This window comes from Actinomycetota bacterium (assembly GCA_005774595.1).
Taxonomy (GTDB): domain Bacteria; phylum Actinomycetota; class Coriobacteriia; order Anaerosomatales; family D1FN1-002; genus D1FN1-002.
The window spans coordinates 1-1,516 of sequence record VAUM01000403.1; the positions used below are offsets into that span (position 1 = coordinate 1).

The 1,516-nt window shown below is 72.8% G+C and carries 2 protein-coding genes; both read left to right on the forward strand.

Translation table 11 applies throughout. The features are described 5' to 3' along the window. Positions 1–296: 296 nt before the first annotated feature. Entirely contained in the window at positions 297–1,292 is a 996-nt protein-coding gene (locus FDZ70_10505; protein ID TLM66369.1) for a WYL domain-containing protein, read from the forward strand. Next, on the forward strand, positions 1,282–1,516 hold a 235-nt coding region (locus FDZ70_10510; protein TLM66370.1), incomplete at its 3' end, for a hypothetical protein. The genes FDZ70_10505 and FDZ70_10510, both read left to right, overlap by 11 nt.

The window sequence follows — 1,516 nt, forward strand, 5'->3', positions numbered from 1 at the left end:
CCATCTGTGTACACGAGCGTTCATGTACACTGAGCTCTTCTGCATGTCACTGTCCTCTTGTAGCATCCAACACGGCCTCATCTGTTTTTTGTCTTCTGTTTCTGCGTCCCCCACCACGATCTCCCCTTTCTTCTTCGCCGGCGGCGTCAGTGGTGTATAAGAGCCACCCTCTTTCCTCTTCCCCGGGGGTGTTCGCGCACCCGGCCCGCCGCGTCCGTACCGCGCGCTACAATCGCGCCACGCACCGCGGGCGCTCCGCGCGCCCGACCCGCCCGTGCCGCACCGAGGGGACCGCCGTGGCCGACGCGCTCGAACGCCTCGTGAACCTCGCCCTGTACTTCGCCGACGCGAAGGGCCCCGTCACCGCGGAGCAGATCCGCACCGAGGTCGCCGGCTACCCGCGGGCCCAAGACGAGGCCGCGTTCCTGCGCATGTTCGAGCGCGACAAGGAGGACCTGCGCGCCGCGGGGCTCGCGATCACGCACGACCAGGAGGCGCCCGGCGGCCTCTACGCCCTCGACCCGTCCGCGACCTTCGCCGCCGAGGTCCGCTTCACGCGCGCCGAACTCGCCGCCCTGCACGCGATCGGGGTGGCGCTCGCCGGCGACCCCGCGTTCCCGTTCGCGGACGACCTGCGACTCGCGCTGGCCAAGGTCGTACCCGACCTCGATGCCGACGGCACCGCACCCGCCGCCGCGCGGCTGGCCGACGAGGACCCGGAGGCGCAGGGTGCATCCGTCGCGCTGTTGGCCGCCGCCGTCGAGGCGCGCAAGACCGTGTGGTTCGGCTACACGAACGCACTCGGCGAGTCGCGGTCGCGCGAGGTCGAGCCGTACGGGCTGTTCCTGCGCGACGGGCGCTGGTACCTGGTGGGCCACGATACCGCCACGGACGCCGCCGGCGGGCCGCGCGTGTACGCCGCCGCGCGCATGCGCGCGCCCGAGGCCAACGCCAAGCAGCCCAAGTCGCCGGACTTCGAGCGGCCTGAGGGCTTCGACGTGCGCAGCTTCGTCGGCCTGCCGTTCCAGTACGGCGGCGGCGAGCCGTTCGAGGCGCACCTGACGTTCTCGCCGTCGGACGCATGGCGCGCGCCGGCGCTCACCGGCGGCGCAGGGACGCTGGACGCCGCCGCCGACGGCTCGCTCGCCTGGAGCATCCCCGCCCGAGACCCGCGACGGCTCGCGCAGTGGGTGGTCGAGAACGGACCCGGCATCGCGATCGCCGGGCCGCCGGAAGCGGTCGCGATGCTGCGCGACGGCCTCGCCGAGGCGGTGAGCGCCCATGCCGGCTAGGACCCCCGCCGCCCTGCGCGCACGCCGCATGCTCGCGCTGCTGCCGCACCTGCTCGCCGACTCGGAGCTCGGCCTCACCGCACTGGCCGACGCGCTCGGAGCGACGCCCGAGGAACTCGCCGAGGACATCACCACGCTCTCGCTGTGCGGGACCGCGCCGTACACGCCCGACGTCATGGTGTCGGCGTTCGTCGAGGACGACGGCATCGTGCACGCCTACCAGG